The sequence below is a fragment of the Duganella sp. CF517 genome, from assembly GCF_900110275.1.
Lineage (GTDB): Bacteria > Pseudomonadota > Gammaproteobacteria > Burkholderiales > Burkholderiaceae_D > Rugamonas.
Genome location: NZ_FODC01000007.1, coordinates 70,891 through 86,932 on the forward strand (window position 1 = coordinate 70,891; position 16,042 = coordinate 86,932).

Here is a 16,042-nt window from a genome sequence, read left to right on the forward strand (position 1 = left end):
GTGCTCAGATGCTCATGTGCGCGCGGCGGGATCGCCGCCGCGCGCACGGGGAACGCGAAGTTAAATTGTCAGGCCGTCGTCAGAAGACCGACAGCACCGGGTAGCGGCGCCATTCCGGCTCGGCGTGGCGCTTGCCGTTTTCGAAGATGAAGCCCAATACCTTTTCCTGATCCGACAGCAGCGCCGGATTGGCGGCCTTCCACGCTTCGAACCTGGCTTTCAGTTCCGGCTCGGTTTCGAGCATATCCAGCGCCAGGTCTTCGAACACGTAGTCGGAGAAATTCTCCTTTTTCTCCAGCACGCTGTTGAAGAAGCCCCAGCGGAAGAAGGAGTCGTGGCCCTGCGGCTCCAGCGTTTCGACGGCGTAGCGGGCGTTGGCCTGTTTGAGCGGGATGAACCAGTCGCCCGGCTGCACGGTGAAGCTGCCGGTGCGCGCTTCCAGCTCCACGGCGTCGTGGTACATATGGCCTTCGTACGCGTGCGGGCGCGACGTCACGGAGGCGATGTGATAGTACTGCGCCTCGATGGTCGACGCTTCGTCGAAGGCCGCCATCTCGACGCCGTTCCACTGCAGGCGCTCGATGGCCTCGCGCCAGGCTTGCGGCACGATGTAGCCTTTCGGCGCGCGCACGGTGGCCGCCGGCACGAAGCTGTTGTAGTAGGCGATGTCCTTTTCCCAAGGCTGGCCGCGATCGTACGACAGGCGCTGGTAGTTCCCCAGCAGGCTGGCGCTGCGCTTGGCGGCGTAGCCCTTGAAGCGGAAGGTCGACGGATTGGCTTCGTCCATTTTCCAGGCGACGGTCCATTCGCTGGCGTTGGCCGCCCGCTCCTTGGCGTCGGCGCGCAGCGCGCGGATTTGCGCGCCGTGGGCGACGGTGAAGGCCATCGTCACGTCCAGCAGCGCGCGCATCGATTCGTAGCGGTCCTTGAACGGCTTGAGCATGTGCGTCTCCGGCATGAAGCCGATGACGTGGTGCAGGGCCGCGAAGCCGGTCGAGAAGCGCGGCACTTCCAGGAATTCGGCGATGCCGTCGTCCGGGCTGTCCTTGACGGGGTTGACGTAGGGGCAGGTGGGCCAGCCCTTCGCTTCCATCTGCGCGTAGATGTGCGGCAGCATCGTCTGGCGCAGGAAGGGGCCGAGGCCGTAGCCCAGCTTGTCCGCCTGGGTGTGGATCAGCGTCATCGTGTACGGATAGTCGGCGCCGTTCGACGTGTGGGTGTCGACCATGACGTCCGGGTCCCAGCTGGTCACCAGCTGGTTGAACAGGCGGGCGTTGAGCGTGTCGCACTTGATGAAGTCGCGGTTCAGGTCCAGGTGGCGGCTGTTGCCGCGGAAGCCGAACTGCTCGGGGCCGTCCTGGTTGACGCGCGAGGTGTTGGCGCGGTTCAGCGCGCCGTCGACGTTATAGAGCGGCACGAACAGCAGCACCGCGTCGCCCAGCGCCGCCAGGCGGGCCGGCTCGTAGCACAGGTCGCGCACGATGGCCATGCAGGCGTCCACGCCTTCGGGTTCGCCGGGGTGGATGCCGTTGTTGTTGAAGAAGACGGTGCGGCCCTCGGCCTTGATCTGCGAACGGTCGAACACGCCGTCCGGGCTGACGATGCCGGCGTGCACCGGGATGCCGCCGTCGGACACGCCGATCTGCTCGAACCGCAGCACCTGCGGGAAGCGCTGGGCCAGCTCCTCGTAGAACGCGATACATTCGGTCCACAAGGTGGTTTGGTTTTGATTGCCTTTTTCATAAGGCGTCGGCATATCTGGGTGCATGGCAGTCTGGATCTCAGAGGAACAATGTGAAATGGCGCGCCACGCCTTGTGAGCGTCGGGCGAGCTGTCGAGGGCGCGATTGTATCATTCGTGCCCGATTTTTGAGCGGGGGCAGGGCGCCCGGAGCGGGTGTTTGAGTTGGTTCAAGGAAATAAATCCGCAGGATGGTCTACTGGATTTCTCGTGATGAACCAGGAGCCGGCGATGTGGAACGTGAGTGGACACGGTGCGGTACTGGTGGCTGTGCTGCTGGCGCTGGTGTGCAGGGTGGGGCTGGCGCAGATCGGGCCGCGCTATGTGATCGACGTCAACGCGGCCGCCGGCGTCGCCATCGTCGGGGCGGCGCAAGGCAGCGTGCAGCTGGTCGGCAAAGGGCTGGCGCTGATCCGCTTCCAGGGGCTGCGGCTGTTGACCGTGGGCGCGGACGCCGACGCCTACAGCGCCGAGTCGGTGCGCGACTGGCCGGCGGTCGACCTGGTGCTGGTGACGCCGCCCAGCGTCGGGCGCTATGGCGGACTGGCACCGCTGGCCGCGCTGCGCAGGCTGCCGGTGATCCTGGTGGAGCCGTCCGCCAACGCCACGGTGCCGCCCTTGCCGCCGGCGTCGCCCGGCCGCGACGACGGTCCGCGGTACTACCCGATGCAAACCTGGGACGCATTGCATCTGCGCAAAGGCCGGGCGAAAAGCAAGGATAAGACCTGGCTGCGGGTGACGGCCATGCCCGGCCGGCCGGGAACGGCGCAGGTGGCGGGGTTTGTGCTCGAGATGGGCGAGGGCCGGACCTCGTACCGGCTGTATGTCGGCTGCGAGGCGCTGGCCGCCGACGAGATCGAAGGCCTGCCGCTGCGCCTGCCGGGTGTCGACCTGGCGCTATTGCCGGCGCGCGACGGGCCGCAGTTGTTGCCGCTGGCGCGCGCGGCGCCGGCGGCCACCGGGGCGGCCGCGCTGACCGTGGCCGGCTACGCGTTCAGGGCGGTTCGGCGCTAGCGGCGCGCGTCGTTTACTGCTTGGCGTTGGTGTCCACCCAGGCCGCGAAGGCGCCGGCGAATTTCTTCAGGAACTCCCGGGTGCGGTCGTTGTTGATCTTGCCGTCGTCGCCCAGCAGGCCGCCGGCGCCGCCGATGTAGGCTTCCGGCTGCTGCAGCACCGGCATGTCGAGGAACACCAGCGACTGGCGCAGATGGTGGTTGGACCCGAAGCCGCCGACCGCGCCCGGCGACACGGTGACCACGCCGGCCGGCTTGCCGCTCCAGGCGCTGTCGCCGTACGGACGCGAGCCGATATCGATGGCGTTCTTCAGCGGCGCCGGCACCGAGCGGTTGTACTCGGGCGTGACGAACAGCACGGCGTCGGCTTCCTTGATGCGCTGGCGGAAATGGGTCCATGCCTGCGGCGGCGTCGCGCCGTCACCTTCCAGGTCTTCGTTGTACAGCGCCATCTCGCCGATTTCAACGATAGTGAACTCCAGCGACGGCGGGGCCAGCGCGATCAGTTCGTGCGCGAACTTGCGGTTGATCGATTCCTTGCGCAGACTGCCGATCACTACGGCGACTTTTTTGGCGGGCATGACTTCTCCTGGTATTGAATGGAACGGGAAGCGTTACTGTACCGCAGGCGCAAAAAAAACCACGCCGCGTTGCCGGGGCGTGGTTGTGGTGAAGGCCGGAATTTACTCGGCGTTCATTTCCTTGAGCAGATTGTCGGCGTGGTCGACATGCTTCATGTTCCACAGGATGTAGCGCAGGTCGACCTGGATGTCGCGCGTCATCGCCTTGTTGAAGTCCCAATCGGAGATGATCGAGTCGAGCGTGCCGTCGAAAGCCAGGCCGATCCATTCGCCCTTGCTGTTGAGCGCGGCCGAGCCGGAGTTGCCGCCGGTGATGTCCAGGGTCGCCAGGTAGGCGACCGGCACCGATTTGAGCACCGGATCGACATACTTGCCGAAGTCCTTGGCCTTGATCGCGTCGAGCTGCGCCTTCGGCGCGTTGAACTCGCCTTCGCCGGTGGCCTTGGCGGCGACGCCGGCCACGGTGGTGAAGGCTTTCCAGGTCGAACCGTCGGCGCCCGGATCGCGGCCGGCGATCTTGCCGAAGGTCACGCGCAGGGTGCTGTTAGCGTCGGGATACACCGCGCGGCCCAGGCTGTTCATGTAGGCGATCTTGGCCTTCATGTAGTTGCCGTAGGCTTGTTGCAGCTTGCCGCCCAGTTCCTCCTCGGCCGCCTCTTCCTTCAGGTCGTTGTCGTACAGCGCCACGGCGGCCTTGACGAAGGCGTCGTCGCTGGACTTGAAGTCCTGCGGCTTCTTGTCGAGCCAGGCGTTGCGGGCGGCCGCGTCGCCCAGCTTGCTGCCGGCGTACAGCTTGTCGAGCGCCGCTTGCAGGTCGGCGCGGCCCATGCCGTCCTTGATGCCGAAGACGGCGTCGAAGGCGGCGCTGCGCTGGGCGGCCGGCTGGGCCGCGTACTTGGTCAGGCTGTTCATGACCAGCGCCTTGTCGACCTTCTCGTCGTAGTTGCGCAGCAGCGCGGCGACGCTCGACTTGATGCGCGGCACGTCGCGCACCTGGTAGCCGGACTTGCGCTCGACGTCGGGCTTGGCGTTCTCGTTGGCCAGGCGGTACAGCACGCGCGCCGTGTTGAGCAGGCGCGGCTTGGAGCTCGACAGGTAGTAGTCGCGCTTGGTCTCGGCGTCGCGCTGGGCGATCAGCTTCTCGACCAGTTCGATGTCGGACGCGTATTCCTTCTTGCGGCTCGCGTCGGCGTTGATCCAGGTCTTCAGCGCTTCATGCTCGGCCGTTTTGCGGGCCAGCATATCGCTGCTGGCATACGAGTTCAGCATGCCCTGGCGGTTCTTGTAGTAATTGTTGATGTTGGCCACCTGCGACGCGTATTTCAGCGCCGTATCCTTGTCATCCTTGGTCATCGCGGCGATCGTCGCCAGGTTCTCGGCGGACGTTTTGACGAAGGCCGGATAGCTCCAGTCGAAGGTGAACGCCACCTCGGACGGCAGGCGGTGGCGGTTGGTGCGGCCGGGGTAGCCCAGCACCATGATGAAGTCGCCTTCCTTGACGCCTTCCTTGGCCAGCTTCAGGTAGTGCCGCGGCACGTAGGGGACGTTGTCCTTGCTGTAGTCGGCGGCCTTGCCGTCCTTGCTGACGTAGGCGCGGTAGAAGCCGTAGTCGCCGGTGTGGCGCGGCCACATCCAGTTATCGGTATCGCCGCCGAACTTGCCGACGCCCTCCGGCGGCGCGTGCACCAGGCGCACGTCGCGGATCTCGAGCTGCTTGCTCAGATAGAACTCCAGGCCGCCGTAGAACGACGACACGGTGCAGCGGTGGCCGGCGTCTTTTTCGCACTCGGCGGTAATGGCCTTGCTGTTTTTCTCGATGGCGTCGCTGCGCTTCTTGCCGCTCAGTTTCGCGACGGCCGGCGTCACCACCTGCTTGCTGACATCGGTGACGGCCTTGGTCACGAAGATGCGGCTGCCGGGCGCGGCCGGCAATTCCTCGCCGAAGTTTTTGGCCAGGAAACCGTTGGCCAGCAGATTGCGTTCCGGCGTCGAATTGTGCGCGACGCTGCCGTAGACGCAATGGTGGTTGGTGGCCACGAGGCCTTGCGGCGACACGAACGACGCCGAGCAACCGCCCAGGCTGACGATGGCGCCGGCCGGGAACTCGGTCAGCTTGGTCAGGTTGGCGGGATCCAGTTCGAGGCCGGCGGCTTTCAATTCTTTAGCCACTTGTGGCAGCTGTTGCGGCATCCACATGCCTTCGTCGGCATGGGCGGCGGTGCTCAGGATGGCGAGCGCGATCAGAGTCTTATGCATTTAGTTCGTTTTCCAAAGTGGTGATGGGGACAGCGCTGAGAGTATCCGCAGCATTGCCGTATACGTCAACCAGATTTTTGACGATACAAAATTGCAACCCCGGGGTCAAGTCTGTCATTCGGACACGAGCTCATGCCTGTGCGCCGGCGTCGACCGTTGTTGCCTTATAATCAAGCCTTGTAACGGCGCCCGGAGCGATGCCCGCGGGCTTGTGTGCACCCACCAGAAAAGTCCAACCGCTATGAATGAACAAGTCGAAAAAAAATGCCACGACCTCGTGCAGATGTTGAGTTGTCACCGCGCCGACCACGAGGACATGCAAGACGCGGTTTCCACGCTGATGTTGGCGTTGACCGATGCGGGCGCCTATATCGAAGACTTCCCGGATTACGCATGGTTGGCCGATATATATGAACAAGACTTCGCTGATCCGAAATTAGCCGAGGCGTTGTTCGCATGCGCGCTGGCCGACGCCATCGATGATTTCGCGGTGGTTGGCGACAAGGGAGACGAGATTTTTGATGCCGTCGTGGATGTTCTCGACGACATGGACATCGAGATCGACCCACCTGATTTTGACAGGGGAAATTGGTCCGACTATGCGGAATGTATCGAAACTCAGTTGGCCAAGCTGAACGCTAAGAAACGGCTGGTGGCGTTGGATATAGATTTTTCAGACAATATCACTGTGTTCGTCGTCGAAAGTGCCGACTACGACAGCATTCTCGGGTTGGTTCACTTCTTCAATTTGAAATACGTCGATAGCGCCACGCTTCCCAAGTTCAATTCATAGCAAAACGGGGTCAGGTCTGTCATTCGGACATGAGTCCGTGTCCGAATGACAGACTTGACCCCGGTGGTTGAGGTTGCTTAGTCGGCCTTGATCGCTTCGATCTGGATCGCCAGTTTGACTTCCGGCGCGAACGCCGGGGTGCCGTAGTTCAGGCCGAAATCGGTGCGCTTGAACTCGGCCGTGGCGTCGGCGCCGCACGCTTCCTTCTTGTAGCGCGGATGCATGATGCACTTGAACTTGTCGACCTTCAGCGACACCGGCTTGGTCACGCCCAGCATCGTCAGTTCGCCGTCGACGCCGACCAGCTTGTCACCGTCGAACTTGAACGATTTGCTCTTGTAGGTGATGGTCGGGAACTTCTCGACGTTGAACATGTCCGGACCGCGCGCGTGGCTGTCCATCTTGTCGAAACCGAAGTTGATCGAGGCCGGGTCGATGGCGATGTCCAGCGAGCCGGTCTTGGTCTTGGCGTCCAACGTGACGGTGCCGCTGGTCTTGTTGAACTTGCCGCGCCATACCGACAGACCCATGTGGTCGGCCTCGAAGCTCGGGAAGGTGTGCGTCGGGTCGATGTTGTAGGTGGCGGCGATCGCGGACGAGGCCGAGGCGGCCAGCAAGGTGGCGATCAAAATCTGCAGTTTCATGCGGTGGGTCTCCCTGGGTGGATTGCGGGTGGTGTGTTGACCGGGCTTATTGGCCGGCTACTACGTGGAACTTGATCGTGACGTCGTCGGCCACCATGCTGGTGTCCTTCCATTCGCCTTCGCCGATGTTGTAGGTCAGGCGTTTGATCGGCAGCGCGCCGTCGAACACTTGCTTGCCGCCCTCGGTCTTGACCGTCAGCGGGAAGGTGATGTCGGTGGCCTTGCCCTTGATGGTCAGCTTGCCGGTGACGGTGAGCTTGCCGGCGCCGGCGCTTTTGATGGCGCTCGAGACGAAGGTCGCTTTCGGGAACTGGGCCGAGTTGAACCATTCCTTCTTGGCCACTTCCTTGTTGTACTCCGGATCGCCCATGTCCAGGCTGGCCGTCTCGACTTCGACCGTGGCCTTGGAGGCGTCCGGCTTGGCGGCGTCGTAGTCGATGGCGACCGTGTATTTCTTGAACTTCGATTCGATCGGCACGTTCATTTGCTTGAACGTGGCCGACACCGAGCTCTTGGCCGGATCGGTTTTCAGCACGGCGGCGCTGGCGGCCAGGGCGACACCCATCAGGGAGACGAGGGCGATTTTCTTCATGGTTTTCATAGTGGCTCCGGTAGGGGGGATTTAAGGCTACATGCGCGGCTACACGCGCGGCAGCATGCGCTTGAGCGTGATGTCGCGGTCGATAAAGTGGTGCTTGAGTGCGGCCAGCGCGTGGGCGACTACGACACCCGCCATCGTCATGACCAAAACATAATGAACAGTTTTTAAGATTGCCTTAAGTTCAGGGTCCGGCCCGATCAGCGCCGGCAGGGTGACCAGCTTCAGGTACACCACCGGCACGCCGGCGGCGCTGCCGTACAGGTAGCCGGAGATCGGCGCGGCGAACATCAGGAAATACAGCAGATAGTGGACGCCGTCGGCGACCTTGTGCTGCCACGACGGGATGCTGACCAGCGGCGCCGGCGGCGGATTGGCCAGGCGCCACAGCAGCCGGATCGCGGCGAGCGCGAGCACCGTCACGCCCAGCCATTTGTGCCACGAGAAATACTTGAGCTTGGTCGGCGTGAAGCCGGGGATGGCGACCATCGTCAGGCCGAGGAAGAAGGCCGAGACGATCATCAGCGCGATCAGCCAGTGCAGCAGCATGGCCGTCTTGGTATAGCGTTGCATGGGTGGTACTCCAAAAAATAGTACGTGTTAGGACTAACTGTTGGGGCTAATATACCAAAGAAACGCGCCGTGTGCTGGCGGGCAATAAAAAAGCCTCCGGGACAGGTGTCGCGGAGGCTAGTGTATGACATCTTGCTAAGTTACATCAGATGGCTTTTGCCAGAGCCGGGGCGATGCCGATGTAGTTGGCCGGCGTCATGGCCAGCAGCAGGTCCTTGGCGTCCTGCGGAATGGCCAGGCCGAGGATGAACTCGCGCAGCGCGTCCTTGGAGATGCCCTTGCCGCGTGTCAGTTCCTTGAGCTGCTCGTACGGGTTTTCGATGCCGTAGCGGCGCATCACCGTTTGCACCGGCTCGGCCAGCACTTCCCAGTTGGCGTCGAGGTCGGCGGCCAGGCGCGCGTGGTTCACTTCCAGCTTGTTGAGGCCGCGCAGGCAGCTGTCGTAGGCCAGCAGGGTGTAGCCGAAGCCGACGCCGATGTTGCGCAGCACGGTCGAGTCGGTCAGGTCGCGCTGCAGGCGCGACACCGGCAGTTTCTCGGACAGGTGCTTGAGCACGGCGTTGGCCAGGCCCAGGTTGCCCTCGGAGTTTTCGAAGTCGATCGGGTTGACCTTGTGCGGCATCGTCGACGAGCCGATCTCGCCGGCCTTGGTCTTCTGCTTGAAGTAACCCAGCGAGACGTAGCTCCAGATGTCGCGGTTCAAGTCCAGCAGGATGGTGTTGACGCGGGCGAAGGCGTCGAACAGTTCGGCCATGTAGTCGTGCGGTTCGATCTGGATGGTGTACGGGTTGAACACCAGGCCGAGGCGCTGCTCGATGACGTCCTTCGAGAACGCCGCCCAGTCGAACGACGGATACGCCGACAGGTGGGCGTTGTAGTTGCCGACCGCGCCGTTCATCTTGCCGAGGATTTCGACCTGCTCGATGCGCTTGATGGCGCGCTGCAGGCGGGCGACGATGTTGGCCATCTCCTTGCCCAGCGTGGTCGGGCTGGCGGTCTGGCCGTGGGTGCGCGAGAGCATCGGCACGTCGGCGTTGGCGATGGCGATTTCGGTCAGGCGGGCGATGACGTTGCGCAGCGACGGCAGCATGACGCCGTCGCGGGCCCCTTTGAGCATCATGCCGTGCGAAGTGTTGTTGATGTCTTCCGAGGTGCAGGCGAAGTGGATGAACTCCGACGCGGCGACCAGCTCCGGCACGTCCTTGACCTGTTCCTTGAGCCAGTATTCCACGGCCTTGACGTCGTGGTTGGTGACCGCTTCGATCTCCTTGATGCGGGCGGCGTCGCTTTCCTTGAACTCGCTGGCGATCTTGTCGAGCAGCGCGCTGCCGGCGGCCGAGAACGGCTTGATCTCGGCGAAACCGGCCAGCGACAGCGCCTGCAGCCAGGAGATTTCCACTTTGACGCGGTGGTGCATGAAGCCCGATTCGGACAGGATGGGACGCAGCAGGTCGGTTTTGCCGGCGTAGCGGCCGTCCAGCGGCGACAGCGCCGACAACGTGGAGTAAGCAGGTGTGGTCATGATCGAGGAGGGGAAGTTGAAGAAGGCAAAACGTGATTTTACCATTGGCGGAGGGCGACCCCGCCGATGTTATACTGTCCGCTAACCTTCTACTCTGTGCATCCATGAAACTTATCGGTTCCCTCGCCAGTCCTTATGTCCGCAAAGTTCGCGTCGTCCTGGCCGAAAAAAAGCTCGATTGCCAGTTCGAGCTGGAAAACGTGTGGGCCCCCGATACCGCCATCAGCACGCTGAACCCGCTGGGCAAGGTGCCGGCCCTGGTCATGGAGGACGGCAGCGTGATGATCGATTCGCGCGTGATGGTCGAATACCTCGACACCTTGACGCCGGTATGCAAGCTGCTGCCGCCGAATGGCCGCGACCGCGCCGACGTCAAGTGCTGGGAGGCGCTGGCCGACGGCATGCTGGACGCCGCCATCACCGTGCGCCTGGAGCGCACCCAGCGCCCGATCGAGCTGCAAAGCGAGGACTGGATCGCGCGCCAGATGCGCAAGGTCCATCTGGGCCTGGCGGCGCTGTCGGAAAAGCTCGGCGAGCAGGCCTACTGCGCCGGCAAGAACTATTCGCTGGCCGACGTGGCGGTCGGTTGCACGCTGGGCTGGCTGTCGTTCCGCTTCCCCGAGATCACCTGGCGCGACGACCACGCCAACCTGGCCAAGCTGTTCGACAAACTGTCGGAGCGCCAGTCGTTCAAAGACACCGTGCCATCCGCCTGAAGTTACCATGCCCAAGACGATGCCGCCCGACGCGGACAGCGCCTCCGCGCAGCAGCGGCGGTTGCAGATGGCCGATATCGCCCGGCTGGCCGGCGTGTCGACGTCGACCGTCTCGCGCGCGCTGGCCGGCAGCAAATTGGTCAGCGAGGACACGCGCGTGCGCATCATGGAGCTGGCGCGCTCGCTCAAATACACCATCAACATCGGCGCGCAGAACCTGCGCATGAAGCAGAACCGCACCGTCGGCGTGGTGATCCCGTACGATCCGACCACGCGCCAGCATTTGTCCGATCCGTTTTTCCTGGGGATGCTGGGCAGCCTGGCCGACGCGCTCACCGAGCAGGGTTTCGACATGCTGGTCTCGCGCGTCAACGCCGAGGAGCTGGACGCGGCGGCCGGGCCGTTCGACACCGGCCGCGTGATCGGCATCGTGTTGATCGGCCAGTGGCGCCATCACGAGCAATTGAACCAGCTGGCGGCGCGCCACGTGCCGATCGTGGTGTGGGGCGCGCAATTGCCGCAGCAGTTGTACTGCACCGTCGGCGGCGACAACCTGACCGGCGGCGAGCTGGCCGTCGCCCATTTGCTGGAGGAGGGGCGCAAGCGCATCGCCTTCTTCGGCGATATCAACCTGCCCGAGGTCGGGCAGCGTTACGAAGGCTATTGCGCGGCGCTGCGCAAGGCCGGCATCGAGGTCGATCCGGCATTGCAGGTGTCGGTGTCGTTCCTGCCCGAGGGCGGGCGCGAGGCGGTGCGGGAGCTGCTGGCGCGGCGCGTGCCGTTCGACGCCATCTTCGCCGGCAGCGATTTGCTGGCCATGACCGCCATTAACACGATGCGCGAGCATGGCCTCTACGTGCCGGGGCAGGTGGCCGTCGTCGGCTACGACGATATCGAGCTGTCGACCTATTTCCATCCGCCGTTGAGCACCGTGCAGCAACCGATCCGCGAGGCCGGCCGGGCGCTGGTGGCGGCGCTGCTGGAACTGGTCGAAGGCCGGCCGTCGCCGTCGCTGCAGTTGCCGACCAAGCTGGTGGTGCGGTCCAGCAGTCGCGCCGTTTGACCATTGTCGGATTTGCGCAACCGATTGCATGATTTTAATGGTGCGGCGCACCATTAATCGTACCGTGCCACGCGTTTCTTCCCGATTTCTTCGTCGTCCTACTGTGTAAAAATTGCCTCCAAAACATATTGCGGCGCATCTATGCAATCGATTGCATTAAATCCCCGTTCAAGGAATAATGGCGTACCTGCTCAACAAAACAGCAGAGCAAAACGACAATATCTGGAGACCACCATGAAACACCGCACCATCCAACTGGCCGCCATGTCGGCCGCCGTCGCCGCCGCCGTCCTGCACATGGGCGCCGCCGCCGCGCAGGAAGCCGCTCCCGCCACCGCCGCCGCTGCCGCCGACGGTTTGAACATGGAACGCGTGGTGGTCACCGGCACCACCACCGGTTCGTCGAAAATGAAGACCAGCGTATCGATCAGCACCATCGAGGGCGACGCCATCAAGAATTCGGCGGCGCTCAGCGCGGCCGAAGTGCTGCGCGCCGTGCCGGGCGTGCGCGCCGAGTCGTCGGGCGGCGAGGGCAACGCCAACATCACCGTGCGCGGCGTGCCGGTATCGGCCGGCGGCGCGCGCTATGTGCAGATCCAGGAGGACGGCCTGGCGGTGCTGCAGTCGGGCGACTTCAACTTCATCACGCCGGACAGCTACGTCAAGATCGACGGCACGCTCGATCACCTGGAAGTGGTGCGCGGCGGCTCGGCCTCCACCTTGGCGACCAACGCGCCGGGCGGCATCATCAACTTCATCACCAAGACCGGCGAGGAGAAGGGCGGCCATATCGGCATCAGCCGCGGCCTCGGTTACGACGAGACCCGCTACGACTTCGATTACGGCGCGCCGATCTCGGACAAGACCCGCTTCTTCATCGGCGGCAGCTACCGCACCGGCGAAGGCGTGCGCGATACCGGCATGAGCACCGCCAGCGGCGGCCAGATTCGCGGCAATCTCACGCATGACCTGGACAATGGCTTCATCCGCCTGTCGTTCAAGCACGTCGACGACAAGACGCCGACCGCGCTGCCGGTGCCGGTGCGCGTGGTGAACCGCAAGATCACCGAGATCCCGGGCATCGATCCGCGCACGGTAAGCTTCTATTCGCCGAACTGGGTGCGCGATGTCACGCTGGGCAAGAACAACACGCCGGTGTCGACCGACGTCAACGACGGCCTGCATGTGAAGAGCGATTCGATCGGCCTGGAAGGCTCGTTCGACCTGGGCGACGGCTGGAACCTGAGTAACAAGTTCCGCGCCTCCGACAACAGCGGCCGCTTCACCGGCGTCTTCGCCGGCAACAACGGCGTGAACGGCAACTACACCTTCGCCACCGGCCCGAATCGCGGCCAGGCCTACAACGGCGCCGCCTTCTCGGCGGTGGTGTTCAACACCTCGATCGACGACGCCGGCAATACGCTTAACGACACCAAGCTGTCGAAGACCTTCAAGCTGGCCGACGGCGCGAAGCTGACCACCACCGCCGGCCTGTATCTGTCGAACCAGAAGCTGGCGCTGACGTGGAACTTCAACGAGTATCTGATGCAGCTGAGCGGCGATAAACCGGCGCTGCTGCAAACGGCCAGCGCCACGCCAGGCCTGGTCGGCCCGGCCTTCGGCGGCTGCTGCATGCGCGCGGTCGACATGGAATACAAACTGACGTCGCCGTATCTGAACGTCGGTTACGAGGCCGGTCCGCTGAACCTGGACGCGAGCGTGCGCCAGGACCGCCAGGAAGCCAACGGCAGCGCCAACATCGCCACCGGCGGCCTGCGCTACGATCCTGCCACCGAGCAGATGGTCAACTACAAGATCAACCACACGTCGTATTCGGTCGGTGGCAACTACCGCATCACCAACAACCTGGCGGCGTTCGCGCGCGTCAGCGATGGCGTGGCGTTCAATGCGGACCGGATCCTGTTCGGCACCCCGCTCGATGGTTCGGCGCCGATCAACATCAACACCGTCAAGCAGCTGGAAGGCGGCGTGAAATGGCGCAGCGGTGGTTTGAGCACCTTCGTCACGCTGTTCCAGGCCAAGACCGACGAGAGCAACTACGAGGCGACCACGCAGCGCAGCACCTCCAACAACTACGACGCCAAGGGTGTGGAGCTGGAAAGCGCGTATTCGATCGGCGACTTCCGCATCAGCGGCGGCGCGACGTATACGCATGCCAAGATCACCGGCACGGCCGCCGCCGACGTGGCGAATATCGGCAACTCGCCACGCCGCCAGGCCAAGTGGATCTACCAGGTCGCGCCGACCTACACCATCGGCGACGCGACGGTCGGCGCCAGCGTAATCGGCACCGGCAAGTCGTGGGGCGACGATGCGCACACCATCGAAATGCCGGCGTACGCGGTGGTCAACGCGTTCGTCAACTACCGCGTGACGGAGAAGGCCACCGTGTCGCTGAGCGCCAATAACCTGTTCAACAAGATCGGTTACACCGAAGTGGAAGGCGACGGCCACGCCGCGCGCTCGATCACCGGCCGCGCCGCCAAGGTCACGCTGTCGTACGCGTTCTAAGCTCGGCCACGTGTTCATCCAAACCACGTAAGCACGTAGGGCCGGTTACGGCGTCCCGCCTAATCCGCCCCACGTGCCTTAGCAACGAATCACGGTCCACGCATCAATCACCAAGCCTTTCGACTATGCCCTCTCAAGTACCCTCGGACCGCCTGCTCGCGGCCCTTCCCGAAGATTTGCGCCCGCAGGCGGCTGAACGCCTGAAAACGGCCGGGCCGGTGCTGCGCCGCCTGCTGGCGGGCCTTTACGGCGACCGCGCCGGCTTCGACGCCTGGCTGGGCGATCTGATGGCATCCCTGGGCAAGCTGCACGCCGAGCGCGCGCCCGAACTGCGCGCGCTCGACCTCCAGCGCACCGCCGAACCCGATTGGTTCCTCAACCAGCGCATGCTGGGCTACTGCGCCTATGTGCAAAACTTCGGCGGCAGCTTGCACGGCGTCGCCGAACGCATTCCATATCTCGAGGAGCTGGGCGTCAGCTACCTGCACCTGCTGCCCTTCCTGCGTCCGCGCGAAGGCGAGAACGACGGCGGCTTCGCCGTCACCAGCTTCGACGAAGTCGATCCGGCGCTGGGCACCAACGCCGACCTGCACGCGCTGACCACGCGCCTGCGCACGGCCGGCATCAGCCTGTGCTCCGACTTCATCCTGAACCACGTCGCCGACGACAACCAATGGGCGCTGGCCGCGAAAGCCGGCGACGCCAGGGCGCGCGCGATGTTCCACGTGTTCCCCGACCGCGACCTGCCGGACCGCCACGAGCGCACCCTGGGCCAGGTATTCCCGCAAGTCGCGCCGGGCAATTTCACCTTTGTCGAAGCGATGGGCGGCTGGGTGTGGACCACGTTCTATTCGTACCAGTGGGATATGAACTGGTCCAACCCCGACGTCTTCGCCGAAATGGCGGCGGCCATGCTGCGCCTGGCCAATCGCGGCATCGAAGTGTTCCGGCTCGACTCCACCGCCTTCCTGTGGAAGCGCGAAGGCACCAACAGCATGAACCAGCCGGAGGCGCACCAGATCCTGCAAGCGCTGCGCGCCATCGTCGACATCGTCGCGCCGGGCGTGCTGCTGAAGGCCGAGGCGATCGTGCCGACGCGCGAGCTGCCCGCCTACCTGGGCAGCGCGGCGGCGCCGGAATGCCATGTCGCCTATCACAGCAGCCTGATGGCGGCCGGCTGGGTCGCGCTGGCCGAGCAAGACACCGGCGTGCTGCGCGAGGTGATCCGCAAAACGCCGCCGCTGCCGCCGGCCGCGACCTGGCTCAGTTATGTGCGCTGCCACGACGACATCGGCTGGAACGTGCTGCGCGCCGAGGCGCAAGTGGCTTCGGCGGGCGGCGCGCCGGCGCGCCTGGCCGCCGTTGCGCGCTTCTTCAGCGGCGCGGAAGGCAGCTACGCCAGCGGCGCGGCCTTCCAGAGCACCGATCCGAACGCGGCGCACGGCAGCAACGGCATGGCCGCGTCGCTGACCGGGTTGCAGACCGCCGCCACCGAGGAGGAGCGTTCGCTGGCGCTGCGCCGCATGCAGCTGCTGCACGGCCTGGCGTTGAGCTTTGGCGCGCTGCCGGTGCTGTACATGGGCGACGAGCTGGCGATGGAAAACGACTACGGTTATCTGGATCGTCCGCGGCACGCGATGGACAGCCGCTGGCTGCAGCGTCCCGTGTTCGACGAGCAGCGCTGGAAGCACCGCTACGATAAAAGCAGCGCGCCGGGCATCATGTTCCAGGGCCTGGCCAATCTGATACGCGTGCGCCGCAAACACCAGGCGCTGGCCGCCAACGCGCCGCGTACGCTGTTGGCGGACGCGCCGGACGGCGTGCTGGCGCTGGCGCGCGGCGACGGCTTCCTGACGTTGATGAACTTCACCGGCCAGCCGCAGGACTACGCGTTGCAAGGCGCGTGGAGCGACTGCGCGGCGCCGGGCCGCGTCGAGGGCACGATCACCCTGGCACCCTACGCGATGCACTGGCTGGCGCGCGAATAATATAAAATCGCCCGAGAGGGCG

General features: G+C 64.3%; 13 protein-coding genes. 6 read left to right on the forward strand and 7 right to left on the reverse strand.

What is annotated here, in order from left to right:
- Positions 1-79: 79 nt before the first annotated feature.
- Positions 80-1,768, reverse strand: coding sequence for a M14 family zinc carboxypeptidase (locus BMX85_RS24275; RefSeq protein ID WP_090324955.1), 1,689 nt, complete (start codon positions 1,766-1,768; stop codon positions 80-82).
- 186 nt (positions 1,769-1,954) lie between these two features.
- On the opposite strand from BMX85_RS24275, the gene BMX85_RS24280 reads away from it, so the two are divergent.
- The gene (locus tag BMX85_RS24280) at positions 1,955-2,755 is read left to right on the forward strand and encodes a hypothetical protein (protein WP_229210654.1); all 801 of its coding nucleotides are present in this window, start codon (positions 1,955-1,957) and stop codon (positions 2,753-2,755) included.
- 13 nt (positions 2,756-2,768) lie between these two features.
- Here BMX85_RS24280 and BMX85_RS24285 read toward each other — a convergent pair whose 3' ends face one another.
- Complete coding sequence (locus BMX85_RS24285) at positions 2,769-3,335, reverse strand: NADPH-dependent FMN reductase (protein ID WP_090324957.1); 567 nt, start codon at positions 3,333-3,335, stop codon at positions 2,769-2,771.
- A 102-nt stretch (positions 3,336-3,437) separates the two neighbouring features.
- Complete coding sequence (locus BMX85_RS24290) at positions 3,438-5,591, reverse strand: S46 family peptidase (RefSeq protein WP_090324960.1); 2,154 nt, start codon at positions 5,589-5,591, stop codon at positions 3,438-3,440.
- A 241-nt stretch (positions 5,592-5,832) separates the two neighbouring features.
- Here BMX85_RS24290 and BMX85_RS24295 point away from each other — a divergent pair, with 241 nt between their 5' ends.
- On the forward strand, positions 5,833-6,384 hold the full coding sequence (locus BMX85_RS24295) for a hypothetical protein (RefSeq protein ID WP_090324962.1): 552 nt from the start codon (positions 5,833-5,835) through the stop codon (positions 6,382-6,384).
- A 77-nt stretch (positions 6,385-6,461) separates the two neighbouring features.
- Here the strand turns inward: BMX85_RS24295 and BMX85_RS24300 are convergent, their stop codons facing one another.
- The 4 genes from BMX85_RS24300 to purB form a co-directional block, all read right to left on the reverse strand.
- Complete coding sequence (locus BMX85_RS24300; protein ID WP_090324964.1) at positions 6,462-7,028, reverse strand: YceI family protein; 567 nt, start codon at positions 7,026-7,028, stop codon at positions 6,462-6,464.
- 46 nt (positions 7,029-7,074) lie between these two features.
- The gene (locus tag BMX85_RS24305; RefSeq protein WP_090324967.1) at positions 7,075-7,629 is read right to left on the reverse strand and encodes a YceI family protein; all 555 of its coding nucleotides are present in this window, start codon (positions 7,627-7,629) and stop codon (positions 7,075-7,077) included.
- A 39-nt stretch (positions 7,630-7,668) separates the two neighbouring features.
- Positions 7,669-8,199: a cytochrome b gene (locus tag BMX85_RS24310; protein ID WP_090324970.1), complete on the reverse strand. Its 531-nt coding sequence runs from the start codon at positions 8,197-8,199 to the stop codon at positions 7,669-7,671.
- Between the two features lie 145 nt (positions 8,200-8,344).
- On the reverse strand, positions 8,345-9,721 hold the full coding sequence (gene purB, locus BMX85_RS24315) for an adenylosuccinate lyase (protein ID WP_090324973.1): 1,377 nt from the start codon (positions 9,719-9,721) through the stop codon (positions 8,345-8,347).
- Positions 9,722-9,825: 104 nt separating this feature from the next.
- Here purB and BMX85_RS24320 point away from each other — a divergent pair, with 104 nt between their 5' ends.
- The 4 genes from BMX85_RS24320 to BMX85_RS24335 all read left to right on the forward strand — a co-directional run bounded on the left by BMX85_RS24320 (position 9,826) and on the right by BMX85_RS24335 (position 16,020).
- Positions 9,826-10,437 (forward strand): glutathione S-transferase N-terminal domain-containing protein, encoded by a 612-nt coding sequence (locus BMX85_RS24320; RefSeq protein WP_090324976.1) that lies wholly within the window; start codon positions 9,826-9,828, stop codon positions 10,435-10,437.
- A 7-nt stretch (positions 10,438-10,444) separates the two neighbouring features.
- A complete protein-coding gene (locus tag BMX85_RS24325) occupies positions 10,445-11,500 on the forward strand; it encodes a LacI family DNA-binding transcriptional regulator (protein ID WP_090324978.1) in 1,056 nt (351 codons plus the stop codon).
- A 234-nt stretch (positions 11,501-11,734) separates the two neighbouring features.
- Positions 11,735-14,032: a TonB-dependent receptor gene (locus tag BMX85_RS24330; RefSeq protein WP_090324981.1), complete on the forward strand. Its 2,298-nt coding sequence runs from the start codon at positions 11,735-11,737 to the stop codon at positions 14,030-14,032.
- Between the two features lie 125 nt (positions 14,033-14,157).
- Complete coding sequence (locus tag BMX85_RS24335) at positions 14,158-16,020, forward strand: alpha-amylase family protein (protein WP_090324984.1); 1,863 nt, start codon at positions 14,158-14,160, stop codon at positions 16,018-16,020.
- The last annotated feature ends 22 nt before the right edge of the window (positions 16,021-16,042 follow it).

Bases quoted from the DNA above. Each gene is read 5' to 3' on its own strand.
- BMX85_RS24275 (WP_090324955.1), bottom strand. From the start codon at position 1,768: ATGCACCCAGATATGCCGACGCCTTATGAAAAAGGCAATCAAAACCAA.
- BMX85_RS24280 (WP_229210654.1), top strand. From the start codon at position 1,955: ATGAACCAGGAGCCGGCGATGTGGAACGTGAGTGGACACGGTGCGGTA.
- BMX85_RS24285 (WP_090324957.1), bottom strand. From the start codon at position 3,335: ATGCCCGCCAAAAAAGTCGCCGTAGTGATCGGCAGTCTGCGCAAGGAA.
- BMX85_RS24290 (WP_090324960.1), bottom strand. From the start codon at position 5,591: ATGCATAAGACTCTGATCGCGCTCGCCATCCTGAGCACCGCCGCCCAT.
- BMX85_RS24295 (WP_090324962.1), top strand. From the start codon at position 5,833: ATGAATGAACAAGTCGAAAAAAAATGCCACGACCTCGTGCAGATGTTG.
- BMX85_RS24300 (WP_090324964.1), bottom strand. From the start codon at position 7,028: ATGAAACTGCAGATTTTGATCGCCACCTTGCTGGCCGCCTCGGCCTCG.
- BMX85_RS24305 (WP_090324967.1), bottom strand. From the start codon at position 7,629: ATGAAAACCATGAAGAAAATCGCCCTCGTCTCCCTGATGGGTGTCGCC.
- BMX85_RS24310 (WP_090324970.1), bottom strand. From the start codon at position 8,199: ATGCAACGCTATACCAAGACGGCCATGCTGCTGCACTGGCTGATCGCG.
- purB (WP_090324973.1), bottom strand. From the start codon at position 9,721: ATGACCACACCTGCTTACTCCACGTTGTCGGCGCTGTCGCCGCTGGAC.
- BMX85_RS24320 (WP_090324976.1), top strand. From the start codon at position 9,826: ATGAAACTTATCGGTTCCCTCGCCAGTCCTTATGTCCGCAAAGTTCGC.
- BMX85_RS24325 (WP_090324978.1), top strand. From the start codon at position 10,445: ATGCCCAAGACGATGCCGCCCGACGCGGACAGCGCCTCCGCGCAGCAG.
- BMX85_RS24330 (WP_090324981.1), top strand. From the start codon at position 11,735: ATGAAACACCGCACCATCCAACTGGCCGCCATGTCGGCCGCCGTCGCC.
- BMX85_RS24335 (WP_090324984.1), top strand. From the start codon at position 14,158: ATGCCCTCTCAAGTACCCTCGGACCGCCTGCTCGCGGCCCTTCCCGAA.